16 protein-coding genes are annotated in these 21887 nt (G+C 66.1%); 8 read left to right on the top strand and 8 right to left on the bottom strand.

The annotated features are described in order from the left end of the window. Positions 1 to 6: 6 nt before the first annotated feature. From ABWW33_RS00520 to ABWW33_RS00510, 3 genes are read right to left on the bottom strand one after another with little or no spacing between them, the layout of a single operon-like run. Positions 7 to 894 carry a sugar phosphate isomerase/epimerase family protein gene (locus ABWW33_RS00520; protein ID WP_353397674.1) on the bottom strand — a complete coding sequence of 296 codons (888 nt, stop codon included), beginning with the start codon at positions 892 to 894 and terminating at the stop codon, positions 7 to 9. After that, a complete protein-coding gene (locus ABWW33_RS00515; RefSeq protein WP_353397671.1) occupies positions 891 to 1736 on the bottom strand; it encodes a shikimate dehydrogenase family protein in 846 nt (281 codons plus the stop codon). The genes ABWW33_RS00520 and ABWW33_RS00515 overlap by 4 nt, the downstream gene beginning before the upstream one ends. Beyond that, complete coding sequence (locus ABWW33_RS00510; protein WP_176650242.1) at positions 1729 to 2613, bottom strand: 4-hydroxyphenylpyruvate dioxygenase; 885 nt, start codon at positions 2611 to 2613, stop codon at positions 1729 to 1731. Before ABWW33_RS00510 ends, ABWW33_RS00515 begins: the two co-directional genes overlap by 8 nt. Positions 2614 to 2741: 128 nt before the next feature. Between ABWW33_RS00510 and ABWW33_RS00505 the strand changes: the two genes are divergently transcribed. Then, on the top strand, positions 2742 to 3524 hold the full coding sequence (locus tag ABWW33_RS00505) for an IclR family transcriptional regulator domain-containing protein (protein ID WP_353397667.1): 783 nt from the start codon (positions 2742 to 2744) through the stop codon (positions 3522 to 3524). Here the strand turns inward: ABWW33_RS00505 and ABWW33_RS00500 are convergent. Then, a complete protein-coding gene (locus tag ABWW33_RS00500) occupies positions 3521 to 5878 on the bottom strand; it encodes a glycoside hydrolase family 95 protein (RefSeq protein ID WP_353397664.1) in 2358 nt (785 codons plus the stop codon). The two genes, ABWW33_RS00505 and ABWW33_RS00500, sit on opposite strands and share 4 nt — an antisense overlap. A gap of 290 nt (positions 5879 to 6168) precedes the next feature. Between ABWW33_RS00500 and ABWW33_RS00495 the strand changes: the two genes are divergently transcribed. The 7 genes from ABWW33_RS00495 (at position 6169) to ABWW33_RS00465 (ending at position 14873) form a co-directional block, all read left to right on the top strand. Continuing rightward, a complete protein-coding gene (locus ABWW33_RS00495) occupies positions 6169 to 6660 on the top strand; it encodes a hypothetical protein (protein ID WP_353397661.1) in 492 nt (163 codons plus the stop codon). Positions 6661 to 6670: 10 nt separating this feature from the next. Further along, complete coding sequence (locus ABWW33_RS00490; RefSeq protein ID WP_353397658.1) at positions 6671 to 7774, top strand: SGNH/GDSL hydrolase family protein; 1104 nt, start codon at positions 6671 to 6673, stop codon at positions 7772 to 7774. Between the two features lie 448 nt (positions 7775 to 8222). Beyond that, complete coding sequence (locus ABWW33_RS00485) at positions 8223 to 10520, top strand: TonB-dependent receptor (protein ID WP_353397655.1); 2298 nt, start codon at positions 8223 to 8225, stop codon at positions 10518 to 10520. Between the two features lie 27 nt (positions 10521 to 10547). Next, complete coding sequence (locus ABWW33_RS00480; protein ID WP_353397652.1) at positions 10548 to 11597, top strand: ABC transporter substrate-binding protein; 1050 nt, start codon at positions 10548 to 10550, stop codon at positions 11595 to 11597. Positions 11598 to 11605: 8 nt separating this feature from the next. Continuing rightward, the gene (locus tag ABWW33_RS00475) at positions 11606 to 12487 is read left to right on the top strand and encodes an ABC transporter permease (protein WP_353397649.1); all 882 of its coding nucleotides are present in this window, start codon (positions 11606 to 11608) and stop codon (positions 12485 to 12487) included. After that, positions 12484 to 13326 (top strand): quaternary amine ABC transporter ATP-binding protein, encoded by an 843-nt coding sequence (locus tag ABWW33_RS00470; protein WP_353397646.1) that lies wholly within the window; start codon positions 12484 to 12486, stop codon positions 13324 to 13326. Before ABWW33_RS00475 ends, ABWW33_RS00470 begins: the two co-directional genes overlap by 4 nt. A gap of 5 nt (positions 13327 to 13331) precedes the next feature. Then, the gene (locus ABWW33_RS00465; RefSeq protein WP_353397643.1) at positions 13332 to 14873 is read left to right on the top strand and encodes an HAL/PAL/TAL family ammonia-lyase; all 1542 of its coding nucleotides are present in this window, start codon (positions 13332 to 13334) and stop codon (positions 14871 to 14873) included. Between the two features lie 3 nt (positions 14874 to 14876). On the opposite strand, the gene ABWW33_RS00460 is transcribed toward ABWW33_RS00465, so the two are convergent. From ABWW33_RS00460 to ABWW33_RS00445, 4 genes are all read right to left on the bottom strand, one after another. After that, a complete protein-coding gene (locus ABWW33_RS00460) occupies positions 14877 to 16730 on the bottom strand; it encodes a patatin-like phospholipase family protein (protein WP_176650232.1) in 1854 nt (617 codons plus the stop codon). Positions 16731 to 16851: 121 nt separating this feature from the next. Next, positions 16852 to 18723 (bottom strand): MFS transporter, encoded by a 1872-nt coding sequence (locus tag ABWW33_RS00455; RefSeq protein WP_353397640.1) that lies wholly within the window; start codon positions 18721 to 18723, stop codon positions 16852 to 16854. Positions 18724 to 18732: 9 nt separating this feature from the next. Continuing rightward, positions 18733 to 20391 carry a beta-N-acetylhexosaminidase gene (locus ABWW33_RS00450; protein WP_353397637.1) on the bottom strand — a complete coding sequence of 553 codons (1659 nt, stop codon included), beginning with the start codon at positions 20389 to 20391 and terminating at the stop codon, positions 18733 to 18735. A gap of 103 nt (positions 20392 to 20494) precedes the next feature. After that, positions 20495 to 21397, bottom strand: coding sequence for an SMP-30/gluconolactonase/LRE family protein (locus ABWW33_RS00445; RefSeq protein ID WP_353397635.1), 903 nt, complete (start codon positions 21395 to 21397; stop codon positions 20495 to 20497). Positions 21398 to 21887: the final 490 nt, after the last annotated feature.

The following is a 21887-nucleotide window of genomic DNA, read 5'->3' as shown; positions in this document are numbered from 1 at the left end:
TCGCTCCTAGGCCATGGTCGGATGGGCGGCGGTCGTGCGCCGCACTTCCAGGCTGCGGCGCAACACCTGGTCGGTGACCCATTTGGCGGCGCGGTGGGCGCGCTGGCCGACGATCTCCGGCGCCAGCTGCAGGTAGTCGTCGTTGAACACCTCGAAGCTGTAGTCGCCGCGATAGCCGCCGCGGTCGAGCCGGCGCAGCAGGTCGGTCAGCTCACCCGAGTGCGCGCCCTCGCCGGGGAACACGCGCAGATGGCGCGCCGTCTCCAGCCGCTCCTCGGCGCTACGGATGTCGCGCCACATGAAGTCGGACAGCTGCACCATGGCGATCTTGTGGCTGGGGATGTCCTCCAGCCCATCCAGGCAGGCCTGGTTGGCCAGCATGTGGAAGGAGTCGATCACCACGCCCAGGTTGGCGTGGTCGGCCAGTTCCACCGCCTCCCACGACTGCTCGTACTGGTTGACATGGCGGCCCCAGGACAGCGCCTCGTAGCCCACCCGCACGCCCAGCGGCACCGCCAGCGTGGCCAGCTTGGCCAGATGGCGCGCGATCAGGCGCATGTCGCCGCTGGCGTGGCTGGAGGTACTGGAGCAGACCATCAGCAGCGGCGCGCCCACAGCCCGGCACACCAGCAGCATCTGGCGCGCGATATCGAGCTTGTATTCGTGCAGCGCGCCGTCCAGGCCCTCGTAGTCGCGCATCACCTGGATGCCGGTCACGCGCACGCCGCTGGCTTTCACCACGCGCACCGCCTCGTCCAGCCCGCCGGGATGGCCGGCCAGGTCGCGCGCCCACAACATGATCTGGCTGAAGCCCGCCGCGCGCGAGGCGCGCAGCTTCGCTTCCAGCGGACCGGCCAGGGTGATGCTGTCCATGCCGAAGTTGGAGAGGTTCACAGGGCCTCCAGCGCGCGGAAGGCGTCGGACGACACGCCGGGCCAGCCGAACAGTTCCAGGTACAGGGGCGCCTGCTCGATCAGCATCTCCTTGCCCTTCTGGATGCGGCAGCCCAGTTCCTGCGCCTGGCGCAGCAGGCGGCTCATCTCTATCTTCATGCCGCAATCGGCCACGATGCAGTGCGGCGATATGCCGCGCAGATCGATCGGCAGAGGATCGTCGGCCTGCATGCCGAGCGGCGTCGAGTTGACCACCAGGTCGAAGCCGGCGGCGGCCGGCGGCGCGATCCCGATCCGCGTGCCGGGAAAGGCCAGGCGCAGGCGCTGCCGCAAGGCCTGAGCCTGGTCGTCCCGGGTATCGTAGAGGGCCACCTCGCCGATGCCGCGCTCGGCCAGCGCATAGGCCACCGCGCAACCGACGCCGCCGCTGCCGACCACCAGCGCGCGCGACGCGGCCCAGTCCAGCGGCGCGGCGCCGCAGGTGCGGTCGAGGGCGCGGATGAAGCCCACGCCGTCGATCAGGTCGCCCAGTATCCGGCCCTGTCCGTCCTTGTAGATGGCGTTGCAGGCGCCGGCCAGCAGCGCGCACGGGCTGGGCAGGTCCACCGCGCCGACGCTCATCGGCTTGTGCGGGATGGAGACGAAGATGCCGCCCACGTTGGGAAAGGACATCAGCAGCCGCACGGCGGCGGTGTAGGACTCGGGCGGCACCTTCAGCGGCACCACCCGCGCGTCGATGCCGTGGCGCTGGAAATAGGCGTTGAACAGCGCCGGCGCCTTGACCTGCTCGACCGGCCAGCCGATCACGGGGAAAATGCGCGTAGTGCCGGAAATCTCAATCATGGTTCTTCTCCAGGTGGCTGACGACCAGCTCGAAGCTGACGCCACCCTTGTACAGTTGTGTCAATGCGCCGCGTTCGTTGGACTGCGCCGGTGCGCGGTCGATGAACACGATGCCCCTTTGCTGCAGAGCGCGCACCGCCGCCAGCACGTCCGGCGCGCCGAAGCCCACCCGTATCAGCTGCTCGCCCCATTGCAGGCCGGCCGCGCCTTCGGGCGGCTCGACCAGTTGCAGGTAGAAGCCGTGGCACGGGCTCTCCAGCAGCGTCCCTTTCGGCACCACGCCGAAGTAGCGCCCTTCCGGCAGCACGCGGAAGTCCATCAGCTGCTGGTAGAAGTCGATCCACTCGGGCGCGCGGCCGGCGCCGATGGCCTGCACCACGCCGAAGAAATGCAGGCCCGCCAGCGCCGGCGGGTTGGCCGGCGCGTTGGGTATCGGCTTGAAGTCGACGTCGTAGATCGAAAAGTCGCGGAAGCGGTCGACGAAATACAGGATGGAGTCGCCGGCGCCGTGCACGCCCGGTATGTTCAGTTCCATCACACCGGCACGGGTCTGGATCGCCCAGGCGCCCAGCTCGATCGCGTGGCGGTAGGCGGCGTCGGCGTCGCGCACCCGCAGCGCGATGGCGCTGACGACGGTCGACTGCGGATCGGTGCCCGATTGCGGCAAGGCGCGCGGGTCGGCGTTGACGATCACGTTCATGCCGCCCTGGCGGTACAGCGTCACCTCGCGCGAGCGGTGGCGGGCGGTGGCCACGAAGCCGAACTGCTCCAGCAGCGCGCCGAACGCCAGCGGCTGCGCGCTGGCATATTCGACGAACTCGATGCCGTCTATGCCGAGCGGATTGTGCGGTTCCGGGTTGTGTTCATGTGCCGTCATGGTGATCCTCGCCTGGTTGAATGAGGCCAGTGTAGAAAAGCCGGGCGTTGAAAAACAGCCCGCAAAACGGTGAATATTGCGTTGAACGCGCAAATTGCGCGATAATCGCGCAAACAAAGGGGCTGGCGATGAAGAAGAGTGCTTTGCAGGATGTGGTGGTCGCCAAACGCGACCAGATCGAGGGCCTGATCAAGGGACTGGAGGTGATACGCGCCTTCGACCACGAATCGGTGCGGCTGACGCCGACCGAACTGGGCGAAAAGGTGGCGCTGAGCCGTACGGCGGCGCGGCGCTATCTGCTGACGCTGGTCCACCTGGGCATGGCGGCCACCGACGGCCGCACGTTCTGGCTGCGCCCCAGTGTGCTCAGCATCGGCCACGCCTATGTGGATTCGGCGCGCCTGCCGCGCGCCGTGGTGCCCTATCTGCAAAGGCTGACCAACCAGCTGCAGGAATCGACCAATTATTCGCTGCTCGACGGCGACGAGGTGGTCTATGTCAGCCGCGTCAACGCGCCGCGCATCCTGCTGGCCGGCTTCGATCCCGGCATGCGGCTGCCGGCCTACACCTCGACCGCCGGCCGGGTGCTGCTGTCCTCACTCAGCGACGATGCACTGCACGCCTACCTGGACCGGATCACGCTGATCGCCTACACCCACCTGACGGTGACCGACAAGGACCAGCTGTTCCGCGAGATCGTCGCGATACGCGAAGACGGTTTCGGCTCGACCGAGAACCAGTACGAGATGGGGCTGCGCGGCATCTCGGTGCCGGTCAAGAACCGCGTCGGCGAGGTGGTGGGCGCGCTGTCAACATCGATGGCGGCCAGTCACGGCAGCCGCAAGGAGGCGATCGCCCGCTGCGTGCCGGCCATGCAGGCGGTGGCCAACACGCTGATGCTGTGGGTTTAGCCCGTCAACATTGCCCGGCCTCGGGCATCCAGCGTGATCTCGCTCAGACGTTCGCCGTAGCGGATTTTAAGCCGCTGGTGCGCCTGGCCGCGCAGCCGCAGCTGGCGCAGACGGCCTTGCGACCAGTCCAGGTCGAGCTCCACGCCGCCGCGCACCCGGACGCCATGCAGCGCACCGTCCGGCCACGCCTTGGGCAACGCCGCCAGCAGGCGGATCTCGCCTCCCCACGATTGCACCAGCATCTCAAGAATGCCAGCCGCGCCGCCAAAATTGCCGTCGATCTGGAATGGCGGATGGGCGTCGAACATGTTGGGATAGGTGCGTTCCGGTCCAAGCAGGCCTTGCAAGATGCCGTAGGCGCGTTCGCCCTCGCCCATCCGGGCCCACAGCGCCAGCCGCCACGCGGTGGCCCAGCCGGTGGATTTGTCGCCGCGCGTGTTGAGCGTGACCTTGGCCGCGGCGATCAGGTCCGGCGTGTCGCGCACGTTGATTTGCCCGCTCGGATAAACGCCGTACAGGTGCGACACGTGGCGATGCTGCTGCTCCGGCGCGCCGGCGTCCCAGTCCTCCAGCCATTCCTGTAGCTGCCCCTGCGCGCCGATGCGGTCGGCCGGCAGGCGCGCGCGCCTGGCTTGGACTTCGGCGGCGAAGGCGGCGTCGCTGTCCTTGAGCAGCGCGTGCGCCTGCAGCGTCCAGCCGAACAGGTCGCGGATGATCTGGCGGTCCATGGCCGGACCGGCGCAGGTGGCCACGCCGTGATGGTGCTGGTTCTCCGGCGAGATCGAAGGCGAGGTCACCAATCCCCTGCCCTGCGGATCCTCGACCAGCGCATCGACAAAGAACAGCGACGCCCCCTTCAGCAGCGGATAGATGCGGCGCAGCCAGGCTTCGTCCCGGTGGTAGTCGTAGTGATCCCACAAGGCCTGGCACAGCCACGCGCCGCCACACGGCCACATGCCCCACAGCGGACCGTCGATGGGCGCGGTAGCGCGCCACAGATCGGTATTGTGGTGCGCCACCCAGCCGCGCGCGCCATACCCCTTGCGCGCGGTGACGGCGCCGGTCACCGCCAGATCCTCGACCATGCGCAACAGCGGTTCCACGCATTCCCCCAGATTGGCCGATTCCGCCGGCCAGTAGTTCATCTGCGTGTTGATGTTGATGGTGTACTTGCTTCCCCACGGCGGATTGGTGCCCTCGTTCCACAGGCCCTGCAGGTTGGCCGGCTGGCTGCCGGGCCGCGACGAGGACAGCAGCAGATAGCGGCCGTATTGCACGTACAGCGCCGCCAGCGCGGGATCGGCCTGCTTTTCCGCCACGGCGATGCGCTGGTTGGTCGGCCTTGCGTCGGCCTCGCCGGAACCTATGCGCAGCGACAACCTGCGAAACAATGCCTGGTGCGATTGGACGTGCGCGCCGCGCAGCCGCGCATAGGGCTTGGCGGCGGCGGCTTCGCTGTGTTTGCGCACCAGCGATACCGGGTCGCCGCCCACGTCGGCGAAACTGACATGGCTGGTGGCCGCCGCGACCAGCAGCGTGACCGTGCTGGCGCCGCGCACCTCGATGCGGTCGCCCCGCACAGCGATCCTGCCGTCGCCGAGCGCCTTCACCCGCACCGCGTAGCGCAGCGCAGCCGCGACGCCGGCGGCGCCGATATTGCGGCCTTCAATCAGCAACGCATCGGCGCCGTCCGAACGCACAGACAGGCCCTCCGGCCGCTGCTCCGCGCGCAGCGGTTCACGGTGGTTCCACGGCACCGGCGCGGCAGCGGAGTCGGTCTTGCCGCCGGTGTAATCGGTGGCGCCGTAACCGACTTCGCCGGGATGGCGGTAGCCGACGTCGAAATTCATCGCGCCCCCGGTGGAGGTCAGGCGTATCGCGATCACCTGGTCCGGCTGGCTGGCGAAGACCTCGCGGCGGTACTGCACTTTGCCATTGGTGAAGCGGGTGCCGCAGACGGCGCTGTCGAGATCTAGCCAGCGGCGATAATCGCCGGCGCCGGACAGCCCGTCGAAGTCGAGCAGCAGGTCGCCGGCGGCGCCGTATGGCATCTGCGTCTTCGGCATGCCCATCATGGACGCGTCGATCAGCTCCGCCGCTTCCGCATATTTGCCTTCGTCTATCAATGCGCGCGCCCGCGGCAGCGCCTCCAGCGAACGGGGATTGTTGGGATCATAGGGACCGCCGGCAAACAGCGTGTCCTCGTTGAGCTGAACGCGCTCCTGGGCGATGCGGCCGAAACTCATGGCGCCAAGGCGGCCATTCCCGACCGGCAGCGCTTCCACCCACGGCCCGGCCGCCTGGTCGTACCACAGCGACAGGCGCTCCTGCGCGCCGCGCTTATCGGCTTGCACCCTGGCTCCAGCCAACCCGGGAAACGCCATGGCAAGGCCCATGGACACCATAAAACTGCGTCGTGTCGTCTTCATGTCTCGTGAAATAGTTTTTCTGCCGTCATTCTGAGCCCGGCGCGCAGACATCTCAATTACGAAATTCACCAAGCGGGCGGTGTTTAATGCGTAAGCGCTAAATTCGCGGCCATTTTGCCGTATCGTTTGACCGGCGAAAGCGGCTTGGACAATATAATAATGAAGGCTGGGGTTCAACGCGACAAGATAGTCGCCACATCATAAGGAGACCATGAATGAGAAAATTTAAAAAAGCCGCCATCGCCATGGCGATCGCCCAGATTGCGTTCCTCGCCAGCGGCGCGGCGCTGGCCCAGACGCTCGTCGCCTACGACGATGGGCTGCAAAACGGCTGGCAGAACTGGAGCTGGGCCAAGGTCCAATTGGCCGTGCCGGCCGGCGGCGCCAAGCCGATCAGGGTCGAAGGCGATCCGTGGAGCGCGCTGGCCCTGCACCACGACGCCTTCTCCACGCAAGGCTTGAGCAAGCTGACCTTCAGCATCAACGGCGGGACGAACGGCGGCCAGGCGCTGCTGATCAAGGCCATGGTGGACGGCAAGCCCGTCGAGTCGAACTTCCAGATCGTCGCCAAGGCGAAGACCTGGGCCTTGGTCGAGGTGCCGCTCAAGGATCTCGGCGTCGAGGGCAAGACCATCGACGGCATCTGCGTGCAGGGACTGGCCAACCCCTACAGCGCCTACTACATCACCCGCATCCAGTTCGAATAAGGCATACAGCATGAGATTTACTATCGCAACGGCGCTGGCTGGCGCCCTGATCGCCGGCGCCGCCCATGCCGCTCCGGCGCCTGCCGCCATCGTCGCCGCGCCCTCGCCACCGTCCCTGCGTGCGCTGCCGGCGTCGGTGAGCGGGCGCGTCTCGCCCGAGGGCGCAGGCTACCGCTATCAATGGCCCGGCATCTACTTCGAGGCCGCATTCGAAGGCCGGGAACTGTATTTCAAGGTCGAACCGGGTGAGGTCATCCTGCACGTGCTGGTCGACTCGGCGCGACTGGAGGACATGGTCAAGCCGGTGCCGGGCTGGTACCGGATCGGGGGGCTGGCCCCGGGTGCGCATACGGTGCGTCTTGAATCGGTCAGCGAGAACCAGTCCGGCCCCAGGCTGTTCGGCGGCTTCGCCTTGCCCGACGGCGCGCAGCCCTTGCCGATGGCGCGCCGCGCGCGTCAGATCGAATTTATCGGCGATTCCCACACTGTCGGCTACGGCAATATCTCGCCGACGCGCGACTGCAACCAGGACCAGGTCTGGGCGCAAACCGACAACAGCCAGGGCTACGGCGCGCTGACGGCGCGTCGTTACAACGCGGACTACCGGATCCACGCCATTTCCGGCCGCGGCGTGGTACGCAACTTCGACGGCGCCGCCGGCGACACCCTGCCCGCCGCCTACCCCTATGTCCTGTTCGACCACGCCCAGCGCGACACCGCCGCCGCATGGCAACCGAAGTGGATCGTCATCTCGCTCGGCACCAATGACTTTTCCACCGCGCTCCACCCGGGCGAAAAGTGGGCCTCCAGGGAAGCCTTGCATGCCGATTACGAGGCCGCGTATGTCGAATTCGTCCTTGGGCTGCGCGCCCGCAATCCGCAGGCCCGTTTTATTCTCTGGGCCACCGATGGCGCCAACGGAGAAATCCAGGCCGAACTCAAAACGGTCGTGGCCAGGCTGAAGGCGGCGGGCGAAAGCCGGGTCGCGTTCATCCCGGTGAACGGCCTGACGTTCACCGGCTGCCATTGGCATCCCTCGGTGGCCGACGACAAGACCATCGCGGACGCGCTAACCGGCATCATCGATGCCGCGGATCCCGGCACCAATCCATAAGACCATGCGTTCATCGTCGCACTGGGGCAGCCGGCCAGACGCATCGGCCGGCCGGCAGCATGCTGCCCGTTGCCCTCAAGTCAGGCTGACGTAAATACAACAAGCAGCTTGCAATCATTAAATTGTCTATACAACTCTGGATAGCAATGTTAGCCTTGCTTCACCCTGCAACAACCTGACGCCGGCCTGCCTTACCGGGCAAAACGGCAAGTCAGTCAGCTCGTGCTATCGCACCCCGTTGACCTTGAATACCTGGCACGCATCCTGCTCTGTACGTTTGTCGCAACTAATTGTATAGACAACAGCAGTTAGCATGTATAGACAATGTGTCGCCAAGTGCAATTCAGTTCACCTCCGCAAGGCATAGTGGCGCTCCATTTTGGTGCCACGCCGCCATGTGATGGTGCAATTTCATGTAGCTATCCAGACCAGACGAAGGAAAGACAAAATGGGGAACAAACTGATGGGGTTGAGTGCGTTGGCGATGGTTTCGGCCAGCGCCATCGTTTCCGGGCAAACGCAGGCGCCGGCGCCAGCCAGTGCCGCCGCGCCGGCCGCCGACCGCGCCGACCAGATCGAGCGCATCGAGGTGACCGCTTCGCGCTCGGCCCGCGCCGAGGAAATCCAGCAGGTGCCGATGGCGCTGACCGCCATCAAGCCGGAAAGCCTGGCCAAGTTCGGCCTGTCCGGACTGGCGGACATCGCCCGCCTCGCACCGTCGGTGGACATGCAGGAGCAAGGTCCCGGCGTCAACAACATCACCATGCGCGGCCTGGTCGTGCGCGGCATCACGCCGTCGGAAATCGCCGACGCCTCGCTGGTGGCGGTGTACGTCGACGACATGCCCGTCACGCTCAAGTCCGGCAATCCCGACCTCAAGGTGCTGGACCTGGAGCGCATCGAAGTGCTGCGCGGGCCGCAGGGCACCTTGTACGGCGCCGGCGCCATGGCCGGCACGATACGCCAGATCACGCAAAAACCCGATACCGATTCGATGTTCGGCTCGTTCGAGGCGGTCGGCTCCAGCACCTCCGGCAACGGCGGCAACAACGGCAACCTGCGCGGCATGGTCAACGTTCCCGTCAAGGAAGGCGTGCTGGGCCTGCGCGTGACCGGCTACACCGGCGAGGACAGCGGCTACGTCAAGAACGTCCTGAACGGCAAGCGCACCAACGACAGCCACACCGACCAGGGCCGCGTGGCCATGCGCCTGCAGGCCTCGCCCGACCTGACGGTGGACGCCAGCATCACCGCCTCCTCGATGGACGGCGGCCTGAACGGCGCCTTCAGCGGCCTGGCGCCGTTCACCACCAGCGCCATGACGGAGCAGAAGACCAAGGACGACATGCAGTTGTACAACCTGGCCGTCAACTACAAGCTGGCCCGGGCGGAACTGGTGTCGTCGACCACCTTCGTGCACCGCAAGACGCTGTACAAGAAATCGGACGAATACAACACCACCGCCTTCATCTTCCCCGGCCAGAGCCTGATCCAGGCCGACTACACGATCGCCAACAAGCTGCAGGACTTCGCCCAGGAATTCCGCCTCAACTCGACCGACGCCGGCCCGCTGAAATGGACCGGTGGCCTGTTCCTCGAAAGCGGCAAGCGCGACTTCTGGGAGGATGAACCGACCCCGGGCATGGACGCGCGCTACGCGGCCGCCTACGGTTTCCCCGGCTACAGCTCGCTGGTCAACGACCTGGCCTTCAACAAGGACGACCAGTTCTCCGGCACCCAGGAGTCGCGCTCGCGCCAGGCCGCGCTGTTCGCCGAAGCGACCTACACGCTGTGGGACAAGCTGGACCTGACGGCCGGCGTGCGCCTGTTCACCGAGTCCGAGGACTTCAAGCTGCGCTTCACCGGCTACTACGGCAACACGCCTGCGGCCACGGTCGATGCGCCGGTCGGCACGCCCAACGTCGTCAGCAGCAAGGCCAGCGCGCGCGGCGGCAATCCGCGCTTCGCCGCCGCCTACCACCTGGACCCCGAGCACCTGCTCTACGCCCAGGCCGGCAAGGGCTTCCGCTACGGCGGCAACAACCAGCCGGTGCCGCAAACCTTGTGCGGCATCCAGGCGCCGGCCAGCTTCGGCCCGGACCAGTTGTGGAGCTATGAGCTGGGCTCGAAAAACACCTTCCTCAACCAGCGCGTGAGCCTGAACGTGGCGGCCTTCCTGATCGACTGGGAAAAAGTACAGGTCGCCAACTACCTGCCCTGCTCCTACTACTACACGCAGAACGCCGGCAAGATCCGCAGCCAGGGTCTGGAAATCGAATCGATGGTCAAGCTGGCGCGCCGCATGAGCCTGGGCTTCAACGCGGCCTACACCGACGCCAAGGCCAAGACCGCCATCATCACGCCGCTCGAGGCGCAATCGGCGCCGGCCGGCACCCGCACGCCGTACGCGCCGCGCCTGACCGCCAGCCTGTCGTTCAACTATACGGTGCCGCTGGCCAACAACGACGAGGTGGGCATCGCCGCGACCTATTCCTATCGCGGCAACTCCTACACGGACTTCGCGCCGACCGGCAGCAACTATGCGGAAATCCCATCGTCGAGTATGCTGAACGCGGCGCTGTCCTACAAGTCGGGCAAATACGAGTTCGGCCTGTTCGGCACCAACCTGAACAACCGCACCAAGGTGGTCGACGTGACCCGCGATCCGAACGGCCTGCAGCCCGGCGACACCATCTACATGGCCCGGCCGCGCACCGTGGGCGTGCGCGTCAAGGCGCGTTTCTGATGGCGGGCATTGGTGGATGAGGCATTGATGAAAACATATCGCGATATCGCCGCCGCGGTGCTGGCCGGCGCGGCGCTGGCCGCTGCGGCGCCGGCCGCCGCTGCCGCAACAGCGGCGTCGGCCTCGAGCTGGTGCGCCGGCGGCAAGACCGTCAATTTCGCCGGACTGAACTGGGAGAGCGCGCGCTTCCTGACCGAAGTGATGCGCTACGTGCTCGAGCAGGGCTACGGTTGCAAGACCGACGTCCTGCCCGGCACCAGCATCGCGATGGAACTGGCGCTGGCGCGCAACGACATCCAGGTCTTCGCCGAGGAATGGATAGGCCGCAGCACCGCCTGGAACGACGCCGCCAAGGCCGGCAAGGTGGTGGCGGTGGGCGATATCATCAAGGACTCGTCCGAGGGCTGGTATGTGCCCGAGTACGTGGTCAAGGGCGACGCCAGGCGCGGCATCAAGGCGGCGGCGCCCGGCCTGCGCTCGGTGGCCGACCTGGCGCGCTACAAGGACGTGTTCATGGACGACGAGGAGCCGGACAAGGGCCGCTTCCTGAACTGCCCGACCGGCTGGACCTGCCAGGGCGTGAACACGCAAAAGCTCAAGGCCTACGGCATGAACGCCAGCTACGTCAACTTCCGTCCCGGCACCGGGCCGGCGCTGGACGCGGCGATCGCCTCGGCGGTCCAGCGCGGCCGCCCGGTGCTGTTCTACTACTGGAGCCCGACCGCGATGATGGGCCGCTACAAATTCATCCGGCTCGAGGAACCGGCCTTTTCGCAGGCCTGCTGGGACACGCTGACCGCGCAGAACAACAGCCGCCCCTGCGGCACCGTCAATCCGCCCAACCGGCTGCGGGTGGGCGTGTCGCGCGCCTTCCACGACGCCGACCCGGTGCTGACCGCGCTGTTCGAGCGGATGAACGTGCCGGTCGATCTGATCAACGTCTTGCTGGCCGAGCGCGAGGCCAAAAAACTGGAGGCGACGGCGCTGGCCCTGCTGTTCCTCAAGCGCCAGCCCGCCATCTGGCAGGCCTGGATGCCGGCCGATATCGCGGCCAAAATCAGTTCCACGCTTAAGTGAGGTTAGACATGCCATCGTTCCCCGAGGCGCTTAATATTTCCCTGGTCGAGCCGATCAACGAGACGGTCGACGTCATCAACAGCCGCTTCGGCGACGCCTTCCACGACGGTTCGATCTGGCTGCTGCGCCATGTGCTGGTGCCGTTCGAAGGCGCCCTGCGCGCCCTGCCCTGGTGGCTGGTGCTGGCCGGCGTATTCCTGCTCAGCCTGCACGCCACGCGGCGCTGGGGCCATGCCGCCGGCTACACCGCCTGCGTGCTGCTGGTGGGCTGCCTCGGCCTGTGGGACCAGTTGATCCAGACCCTGGCGCTGGTGCTGGTCGCGACGCTGATCGCGGTGCTGCTGGCGGTGCCGCTGGGCATCCTCAGCGCCCGCAGCGACGGCCTGCGCCGGCTGCTGATGCCGCTGCTGGACGTGATGCAGACCATGCCCAGCTTCGTCTACCTGGTGCCGGTGCTGATGCTGTTCGGGCTGGGCAAGGTGCCGGCCATCCTGGCCACCATCATCTACGCCACGCCGCCGCTGATACGGCTGACCGACCTCGGCATCCGCCAGGTCAGCGGCGAGCTGACCGAGGCCGCCCGCTCCTTCGGCACCACCCGCTGGCAACTGCTGATCACGGTGCAGCTGCCGCTGGCGCGGCCCAGCATCATGGCCGGCCTGAACCAGACCATCATGATGGCGCTGGGGATGGTCGTGATCGCCTCCATGATAGGCGCGCGCGGCCTGGGCGAGGACGTGCTCGAGGGCATACAGACCGTCAACATCGGCAAGGGCCTGCAGGCCGGCATCGCCATCGTCATCCTGGCGATCGTGATGGACCGCATCACCCAGGGCTACGGCAGAGACCGCCAACAGCGCATGACCCAAGCAGACAAGGCCAAACCATGAAGCCCTACAAAATCCAAGTCAAGAACGTCTGCAAGATCTTCGGCGCGCGCTGGCGGCAGGGGTTGCAGCTGCTTAACGACGGCGCCAGCAAGGCCGACGTGCTGGCCCAGACCGGCTGCAACGTCGGCCTCAGCGGCGTGTCGCTGGACATCCAGGCCGGCGAGATCTTCGTCATCATGGGCCTGTCCGGCTCCGGCAAGTCGACGCTGGTGCGCCACTTCAACCGCCTGATCGATCCCAGCGCCGGCGAGATCCTGATCGACGGCCGCGACGTGGTATCGATGTCCGAGGGCGAGTTGCGCGAACTGCGGCGCAGCCGCATCAGCATGGTGTTCCAGGGCTTCGGCCTGATGCCGCACCAGACGGTGCTCGACAACGCCGCCTTCGCGCTGCTGACGCGCGGCGAGCCGAAGCCGCAGGCCCGCGCCAAGGCCGCCGCCTGGCTGGCGCGCGTCGGCCTGAAGGGCTATGAGGACAAATACCCCGACGAGCTGTCCGGCGGCATGCGCCAGCGCGTGGGCCTGGCGCGCGCGCTGGCGGCCGACACCGACGTGCTGCTGATGGACGAGGCCTTCAGCGCCCTCGATCCGCTGATCCGCGACGACATGCAGGACCAGCTGCTGTCGCTGCAGACCACGCTGCACAAGACCATCATCTTCATCACCCACGACCTGGACGAGGCGCTCAGGCTGGGCGACCACATCGCCATCCTGCGCGACGGCAGGCTGGTGCAGGTGGGCACGCCGGACGAGATCCTGAGTACGCCGGCGGACGACTATGTCCGCAAATTCGTCGAAAAACGCGGACATGCGGCGGCGCTGCCGGCCCGGGTGGGATGACCGCCATGCAGACAACAACCATCATTCTCGACGAAGCGGCCCCGGCCCGCTACGACGACGTGGTCCGCGTCGCCCACGGCGCCCGGCTCGAACTGAGCGCCTCCCTGTGGCGGCGCATCGAAGACGCGCGCCTGATCGTCGAGCGCATCGTCGCCGACGGCGTCAAGGCCTACGGCATCAACACCGGCCTGGGCGCCCTGTCCGAAGTCGTGCTCGGCGGCGAGCAACTGGCCGAGCTGTCGCGGCGCACCCTCAAGAGCCATGCCTGCGGCCTGGGCGCCACCCTGGGCGTGGTCGAGACGCGCGCCATCATGTGCGCGCAAATCATCAACTACAGCCGCGGCCATTCCGGCATCAGCGCGCACGTGGTGCGGCAATTGCTGGACTTCCTGAACCTGGGGCTGACGCCCGTCGTGCCCATGCAGGGCTCGGTGGGCTACCTGACGCACATGGCCCACGTCGGCCTGACGCTGATCGGCCTGGGCGACGTGCGCTTCCGCGGGCAGACCATACCCGCCGGCGCGGCGCTGACGATGGCCGGGCTGGCGCCGGTGGCGCTGGCGGCCAAGGACGGCCTCAGCCTGGTCAACGGCCTGCCCTGCATGACCGGCCTGCTGTGCCTGGCGCTGGACCATGCCAAGCGGCTGGCGTGCTGGGCCGACGTGATCGGCGCCATGAGTTTCGAGGCCCTGCGCGGCCAGATGAGCGCCTTCGACGCCGAGGCGATGCTGCAAAAACCGTATCCCGGACAAATCCATGTGGCCGCCAATCTGCGCGCGCTGCTGGCCGACAGCGCGGTGCTGCGCGGCGGCCAGGGCATCCGCACCCAGGATGCGCTGAGCCTGCGCTCCATGCCGCAGATCCACGGCGCCGCGCGCGAGCAGATCGCCCACGCCGAACGGCAGATCAACATCGAGCTGCAATCGGCCAACGACAACCCGCTGGTGTTCGGCGACCAGCACAACTACCGCGTGCTCTCGCAAGCCAATCCGCACGGCGAGGCGATGGCGATGACCGCCACCACGCTGTCGATGGCGGTGGCGGAGCTGGGCGGCGTGGCCGAGCGCCGCGTCGACCGCCTGGTCAACCCGCATGTCAGCGGCCTGCCACCGTTCCTGATCGCCGAGAGCGGCGTCAATTCCGGCCTGATGATCGTCCAGTACGCGGCGGCCTCGCTGGTCGCGGAAAACAAGATGCTGGCCCAGCCCATGGTGCTGGACAACTACATCACCTCGGCGCAACAGGAGGACCACCTGTCGCTGGGCACGCCGGCCACGCTGAACCTGCTGCGGATACTGAACAACGTGCAGAAGGTGCTGGCGATCGAATACATCACGGCCGGCCAGGGGCTGTATTTCTATCCCGGCATGGAGCTGGGACAAGGCACGCGGCTGGCGCTGGACCATTTGCGCAGCAAGGTGCCGCCGCTGCTGGAAGACCGCATCGTCTCGCACGACATCATGCTGGCCGACTATCTGATCAACGACCGCCGGCAACTGGCCGTCTTCGAGGCGGCCCTGGGCAGAAAGCTGTGGCCGGCGCTGTAGACCTCAGTGCAGCAATCCGGGCCGCTGCGCGGCGCCCGCGCGCTGCTGCGCCGGCTGCTTGGGCGGCGGCGTCTCGTCGATCGACGCGATGCGGATTTCCTTCACCTGGATCGACAGCTGGCCATTCTGCAGGAAGTCGAATTCCGTTTCCCCTTCCACGTCGAGCGACTTGCCGTTGTAGCCGCCGCTGGCATGCCAGCGTGCCAGCGCATGGTGGCGCGTACCATCCTGTCCGTCACGCGCCGTCGACGGCATGACGGTCTCGTCGACGATCAGGCGCAGCTTGCCGCCGCCATCGCTGCTGCGCATGCGCCTGAGCGCGGCCAGCGTGCCGGCTGAATTGGCCGAGATGGTATCGTACTCGGGCCGCTCCAGGTCATCGCACAGGCGCAGCATGGTGGCGCGCATCAGCAGGAAGCGGCGGGCCTGTTCGCGCCCGTCCTCGCGCAGGGCCTGGCCCAGCACGGCGTCGCGGTCGAACTTGGACAGCGCGCCCAGGGTCTTGCCCGACTTGCGCTCGACCGCCTCGCCGTCCATGATGATGCGGTGAACGATCACATGCTTGTCGGCCTCGGCCTCGGCCGGGTCACCGCCCGGCTTGGGTTTCGGCGCCATGTTGGCCTCGACCTCGATGCGCTTGTTGATCGCGCTGATAAAGAAGATTTCCTGGTTCAACGACAGGTTGCCGGACAGTTCATTGCGGCGATCCCAGATGTCCGACTTGAGTTTCTCGACGTCGGTGCCGACCGGATTGATCTGCACCACCCAGAACTCGTCCGGCTTGCGCTTGTTCTTGCTGCCGGAAATGAAATTCTTGATCGGCGGGTTTTGCGAGAACAGCCCGTCCCAGTATTTGTCGACGCGGGCTTCACCGTCCTCGCTTTGACTCTCGATCTCGACCGCCTTGAACAGCCACGGCAGGGCCGCCGAGGCCAGCACCGCGTTCAGGGAAATACCGTTCTCCTTGAGCGCCCGCTGGCTGCTGAAGGCAACGAATTCGCCATTGCCGACATCGACGGCGCCCAGCAGCAGTTGCGGGATGTTCACCATCATGCGGCTGACATCATCGTTGAGGTCGTCGATCGAATCCGGATTGCCGAAGTCCACCGGCGGCGCCTGCCAGTCGCCCAGCGCCTTCCGCAGCGGCGCATTGGCGGCAAAGCGGTTGCGGTCCATCAGGCGGCGGATATTGTCGGGCTGGGCCAGGCCGTCGCGGATCAGGTCTTCCAACCGGTGCTTGCGCGCGCGGTGGGGCGCTGTGCCGGCCTCGGCCTCGTCATAGATCAGGGCGTGCAGGTCGGTCGCCTTCCAGCGTGCGATGTAGTCGGGAATGCTGCACAGGGCGCCGAGCGCGGCGATCAGCTCGAAATCCACGTGCGGCTTGATCAACTCGTCGAGCTGGAAGTATTCGCCCCGTCCCCACAGCTGGTAGGGCGACCAGTCGAGCGGCGTCGGGTAGGAGGCCAGCGTCGGCCACAGGCTGGTGAGCAGGTACAGGCTGGCCTCCATCGGCCATTGGTAGGGACTGAACAGGATTTCATAGGGTAACGACTCGGCGCCCTGGATGGCGCAGTCGTTCCACAGCTTTTCCCCGGGAAGCTGCGCGCAGTTGGACAGCCAGAACCGTTCGAGCTTGCGCTGTGCGGTGGCGGGACCGCCCTCCAGGTTGCCGTACCAGCCCAGCAGCGCGCAGATGGCGCCGCCGGAAGTGCCGCTGATGCCGACCAGGCGCAACGGTCCGTTCTCGCCCAGTTCCGGCAGCAGCATTTGCAGCGCGCCGGCGGCGTAGGCGGCATGGCTGCCGCCGCCCTGGCAGACGATAGCGATATTTCTATCGGGTAGATTTTCGGTAGTCATGATCACCCTTTAGCGAACAAAAAAGGAAGTTATACACCTTGATCCGCAGCTGAATTCGCAGCGTTTCCTGCCTCTCTTTGATGTCCGTCAATCGCCGCATCCAGCGTGCCATGTCCCCTGGTCAGGGGCGCGCAAACAACCGCTCGATTTCTTCCAGCGACTTGCCCTTGGTCTCGGGAAGGAAGAATGCGGCGGTCACGAAGTACACCACCGTGCAGGCGGTCCAGAACAGGAACATCACGTGGAAGCCGTAATTCCCGACGATAGGCAGGAAAGCGCCTGCGATCAGCGTGCCGGTGCCCTGGTTGATCAGCAGCGCCACGCCCATGCCCACCGAACGTATCCGCGTGGGCATGAGCTCCGACAGCGCCAGCCAGACGCACACCCCCGGTCCGATCGAGAAAAAGGCGATAAAGCCGGCAATGCACAGGACCGCCAGCAGGCCGGTCGCGCGGCTTGGGGTCGGTCCGATGCTGGCGCGCAGAATCCGCAGCGGCGCCTGCCCGGCAGCCGCGCCGGCCGCCTGCACCTGCACATGCTGGGCCGTATGCACACGCAGTGCCGCATTCAGCGCCTCACGCGACGCCGGCGGCAGCGTCGCAATCAGCTGCTGCGCCGGTTCCGCCGCGGCCGCCGCACCGCGTCCGCTCCATGCCAGCTGCGCCTGTTCGAGCAGCGCGCGCTGCCCGGCCGGCAACGCCTGCACCACGTCGGCCGCGCGCTTCAACACCGCCTGCGATGCTTCGGTCGGCGTGTAGGCCTCGGCCACCTGCTGATGGTCGCCGTACTGATACAGTATGCTGAGCTGCACCGCCCCTTGTCCGGCCCAGCGGGCATCCGCCAGGTTGAAGTCGAGACGGTTGTCCTTGACCAGCGTAGCCACTTCCGCGCGCACATCGACGCGCTGCGACTCGAAGCGGTGGAACAGCAAAGCCAGCAGGCATAGGGACACCATGATGCCGCCCGTGCCCAGCTTCAGCAGGAACACCCTGCCCTTGCGTTCGACCAGCACGATCGCCACCACCGTCATCACCGAATTGAGGATCTTGATCACCGTGCCGTAGCCGGCCGCCGCCACCGGATCCAGGCCGGCCTTCTGCAAAATGGTGGTCATGAACTGCAACACCGAGTTGATCCCCGTCGCCTGGTTGCAGCCGAGGATGATGCAGGCCAGGATAAACGGCAGCACATAGCGGCGTTCGGTCAACATCTCCATCGCCGCAGCCACGGGCGACGTTTTCGGCCGCGCCCGTTCCACCGCCAGCGCGTTGCCGATCTCGTCAAACTCCGTCTCGGCCACCGCCGGCGGCAACAGGCGCGCCAACGCGGCGCGCGCCTTCTCCGGCCGCCCATTGCGTATCAGCCAGCGCGGCGATTCCGACACCAGGCAGCAGCCCAGGAAGAACAGCGCGCCCGGATACATCACGGTCAGGAACATGCTGCGCCAGGCGTGATCGGCCGCGGCCACGATGCGCTGTTGATCCGAACCGGCGGCCTGTATCTCCAGTTCCGCGTTGCCCAGATAGTGGTTGCCGACAAAGGCCGCCAGCACAATACCGACCGTCAGCATGAACTGGAACACCGCCACTCCGCGCCCGCGTTGGGCGGCGGGCAGGCACTCGGCCAGATACAGCGGCACCACCACCGCGATGACGCCGCCGCTCATGCCCTGCAGCAGACGGCCCAACATCAGCGGCACGAAGGACTGCGACAGATAGATCACCGCCACGCTGCCGACAAACATCAGCGCGCTGACCACCATCATCGGCTTGCGCCCCAGCCAGTCGGCCAACGCGCCCGCCACCACCGATCCCAGAATCGAACCGGCCAGCACCGCCGCCACCACCATCGACAGCTGGCCTTCCGACAGGCTGGTGGAGCGGTTCAGGTAAGGTAGCGCCGGATCGATGATGCCGATATCAATCCCGTACAGCAGCCCGGCAAGGCCGCTGACCACGGCCAGAAACATCTGATAGTTTTTTTGTGAAGACATGGGTCTCTTTCAACGTGGCCAGCGTGGGCCGTCAGCGGTGCGGTAATTCACGTCCTGCACATCCAGGCGCTGCAACGAGGATGGCAGGCGCTGTTGGAACTTGGCGTAGTCCTTGAGCGACTTCGGCGTCCATAGTACTTCAGCCATGGCCAGCAGACGCGGCCAAGCCATGTATTCAACCTCGCGCGGCCCCTTCATGTATTCGGTCCACAACTGCGCCTGGCTGCCCAGCACATGTTTGGCCAATTCAGTCGGCATGGAGGCAGGCAGCGGCTCGTAGGCGTAGACGTGGTCCAGCGTGTTGACCGCGCGCGCGCCCGGCGGTTCGCGGTAGCCTGGCGTGTCGGCCGGGATCTGGGCGTAATCGAGATAGGTGTCGCGCTCCGGCGTCATCACCACGTCATGGCCGGCGTTGGCGGCGTTCAGGCCGCCCTCCTCGCCGCGCCAGCTCATCACCGTGGCGCCCTGCGCCAGACCGCCTTCCAGGATTTCGTCCCAGCCGATCAGGCGGCGGCCGTGCTGCGCCAGGTAGACGTCCATCTGCCCAATGAACCAGCTTTGCAGCTGATGCAGGGCTGGATGCTCGGCCGGCTTGCCTTGTGCGTCCTTGTAGTGCTGGATGTCTTCCAGCGTGGTGGACGCAGACACCAGCTTCAGCGTCTTCATGCGTGCCAGCGCTGCCGGCGAATGCGCCCATTCGGTTTTCGGGCACTCGTCGCCGCCAACGTGGATGTACTGGCCCGGGAACAGCGTCAGCACTTCATCCATCACCTGCTGCAGGAAGCGCACCGTGTTTTCCTCTGGACTGAACACCTGCGTGATCACGCCCCATTCGCGGCCGACAGACAGCTTCGTGCCGGGCTGATTGCCCAGTTCAGGATATGCGGCGATCGCGGCCAGAGCATGGCCCGGCATTTCGATCTCCGGCACCACCGTGATGTGGCGCGCGGCGGCATACGCCACCACTTCGCGGATGTCTTCCTGCGTATAGTAGCCGCCGTGCGGCTGGCCGTCGTAGCGCAGGCCCGGGGGATCGCCGGGACGCGGCGTCAGCTGGGTCTCGCTGCGCCATGCGCCCACTTGCGTCAGCAGCGGGAAGCGCTTGATCTCGATGCGCCAGCCCTGGTCGTCGGTCAGGTGCCAGTGGAACACGTTCATCTTGTTCTGCGCCAGCAGCTCGATGTGCTTGAGCACAAAGCTCTTCGGCATGAAGTGGCGCGCCGTATCCAGATGGCTGCCGCGCCAGCCGAAGCGCGGCTGGTCTTCGATGCTGACGGCAGGCAGTTGCCAGCGGCGGCGCACTTCCGCTTTGCGGTAGATATCGGCAGGCAGCATCTGGCGCAGCGTCTGCACGCCGTAGAACAGCCCTGCCGGATCGGCGGCGGTGATGGTCACGCCCCGCGCATCGCTGACCAGGCGGTAGCCCTCCTTGCCCGGCGAGCCTGGTTTCTTGTCCAGTTTGAGGCGGATGGCATTGGCGCCGTCGCGCGTGACCACGGGCAGTTCAAAGCCGGTGGCCGGGCGCAGGTAATCGCGCAGCATTTGCGCTTCGGCCTGCGCCATGCCGTCGGCGACGATGCGGGTGGCGGACGTCAGCGCAAACTCGCCGGCATTGCGCTGCAGGTGCGCGGGCAGCGGCACGATCTCCTGGGCCTGTACAGCCCCCATCAATCCCAAGCAACATGACACAAGAACTTGTAAACGCATACTCACCTCAAACGTAAAATGAAAACACAGGGCCGGTTATTCCTCATGCCGCGCGCGGGCCTGGTCACTGGCGCCCCTGTATCCGCTGCCACTCCAGGCCCGGACGGTCAACACGGAACTGAAGCAGTTGCTGGTGCTCGACTTCGGTCACATAAACGGTGCGGCCGTCCGGCCCACCAAAGCATAGATTGCTGGGGCGCTCGCCCGGCAGGCGGATTTCCTGCAGCAGCTTGCCATCCGGCGCCAGCTTGACCACCGTGCCCTTGCCAAAACGGCTTACGTACAAATTGCCGTCGACATCGACGCGCATGCCGTCCATGCCGAAATCTTCAAAGCGATGCAGCAACCGCTTGTCCGACAGCGCTCCATCGGCGCCGATTGCGAAGGCCCAGATATTACGCTGCACGCTTTCATTCACATACAAGGTGCGGCCGTCCGGGCTCACCTCGATCCCGTTGGCGGTACCCATTCCATCCGCCGCCAGGGTGACCTTGCCGTCACGGTCGATGCGCCACACGCGGCCGGTATTGTGGGCCCAGTCAGGATCGCTGGCGTACAGCACGCCATCTATCGTGATGGCCAGGTCGTTCGGCTGGACCATCTTCGCCTCGTGCGCGTACAGCCGCGGCGTGGCGGTGCCCGGCGCGATGCGGAAAACGTTGTGGCCGACATAGTCGGCCACATACAGCGCGCCCTGGCGATCGAAGCGCAGGCCATTGGGCACCGAGGCGCCGGGCAGCACGGCGAACTCGCGCGCCACGCCTTGCGGGCTGACGATGCCAATGGTCTGCTGGCGGCCGAAATTGACCGCATAGATATTCCCTGCCGCGTCCACCGCCGGCCCTTCTATGCCGGCGGTGAAACTGCGTTCCGCTGTCAGCGGCGTAGCCACAAACAAATCCTCCGCCATGGCAGGCGCGGTCCGGCACAATCCCGCCGACAGCAGAAACGCAATCATCAAACGCATGCAGTACTCCTCGACAGAAAAATCAGTGGCAGCCGACGCGCTGTTCGGATAGACCGGGCTGACCGCCCACCCAGAGTCTACCCAAGTCGAGCCGTTCGTTGTGTACTGCAAACTCAAACCGGACTCGAAATATTCGTTGCCGTAGGTGTCGATCGCGCCGCTGATGAACTTGGCCGACGAAATGGTCTTAGCCGCCGCGAAGGTGACGCCTGCGGCCTCCCATTCCTGGGTTCCGCCTTCCCCCCGCGCCGTTGAGGGTCAGGCTGGTGCTGGTATTGCCGTCATTGACAGCCGTCGCTGCCGCTTTATTGGTGTTTGCGGTCGAAGTGGTATTAGCAGTCCACACGCAGCCGGTGCCCGTTGTGGCGATGTTGCCGTCTGTTGTACCGCCGCCACCATTGCCCACTCCAGCGGCTACCGCCATCCAGAAAGTGCCATCCTCATAGCCCAGACGCCGGTGCCGCCGAGCGCATGGGTGTTCATCAGCGCG

The organism is Duganella hordei (assembly GCF_040369125.1).
Classification (GTDB): Bacteria; Pseudomonadota; Gammaproteobacteria; order Burkholderiales; family Burkholderiaceae_D; genus Rugamonas; species Rugamonas hordei.
This window is presented reverse-complemented; position numbering and strand designations above follow the sequence as displayed.

Bases quoted from the DNA above. Each gene is read 5' to 3' on its own strand.
- ABWW33_RS00455 (WP_353397640.1), bottom strand. From the start codon at position 18,723: ATGTCTTCACAAAAAAACTATCAGATGTTTCTGGCCGTGGTCAGCGGC.
- ABWW33_RS00515 (WP_353397671.1), bottom strand. From the start codon at position 1,736: ATGATTGAGATTTCCGGCACTACGCGCATTTTCCCCGTGATCGGCTGG.
- ABWW33_RS00465 (WP_353397643.1), top strand. From the start codon at position 13,332: ATGCAGACAACAACCATCATTCTCGACGAAGCGGCCCCGGCCCGCTAC.
- ABWW33_RS00490 (WP_353397658.1), top strand. From the start codon at position 6,671: ATGAGATTTACTATCGCAACGGCGCTGGCTGGCGCCCTGATCGCCGGC.
- ABWW33_RS00475 (WP_353397649.1), top strand. From the start codon at position 11,606: ATGCCATCGTTCCCCGAGGCGCTTAATATTTCCCTGGTCGAGCCGATC.
- ABWW33_RS00495 (WP_353397661.1), top strand. From the start codon at position 6,169: ATGAGAAAATTTAAAAAAGCCGCCATCGCCATGGCGATCGCCCAGATT.
- ABWW33_RS00460 (WP_176650232.1), bottom strand. From the start codon at position 16,730: ATGACTACCGAAAATCTACCCGATAGAAATATCGCTATCGTCTGCCAG.
- ABWW33_RS00485 (WP_353397655.1), top strand. From the start codon at position 8,223: ATGGGGAACAAACTGATGGGGTTGAGTGCGTTGGCGATGGTTTCGGCC.
- ABWW33_RS00445 (WP_353397635.1), bottom strand. From the start codon at position 21,397: ATGCGTTTGATGATTGCGTTTCTGCTGTCGGCGGGATTGTGCCGGACC.
- ABWW33_RS00505 (WP_353397667.1), top strand. From the start codon at position 2,742: ATGAAGAAGAGTGCTTTGCAGGATGTGGTGGTCGCCAAACGCGACCAG.
- ABWW33_RS00450 (WP_353397637.1), bottom strand. From the start codon at position 20,391: ATGGGGGCTGTACAGGCCCAGGAGATCGTGCCGCTGCCCGCGCACCTG.
- ABWW33_RS00510 (WP_176650242.1), bottom strand. From the start codon at position 2,613: ATGACGGCACATGAACACAACCCGGAACCGCACAATCCGCTCGGCATA.
- ABWW33_RS00480 (WP_353397652.1), top strand. From the start codon at position 10,548: ATGAAAACATATCGCGATATCGCCGCCGCGGTGCTGGCCGGCGCGGCG.
- ABWW33_RS00470 (WP_353397646.1), top strand. From the start codon at position 12,484: ATGAAGCCCTACAAAATCCAAGTCAAGAACGTCTGCAAGATCTTCGGC.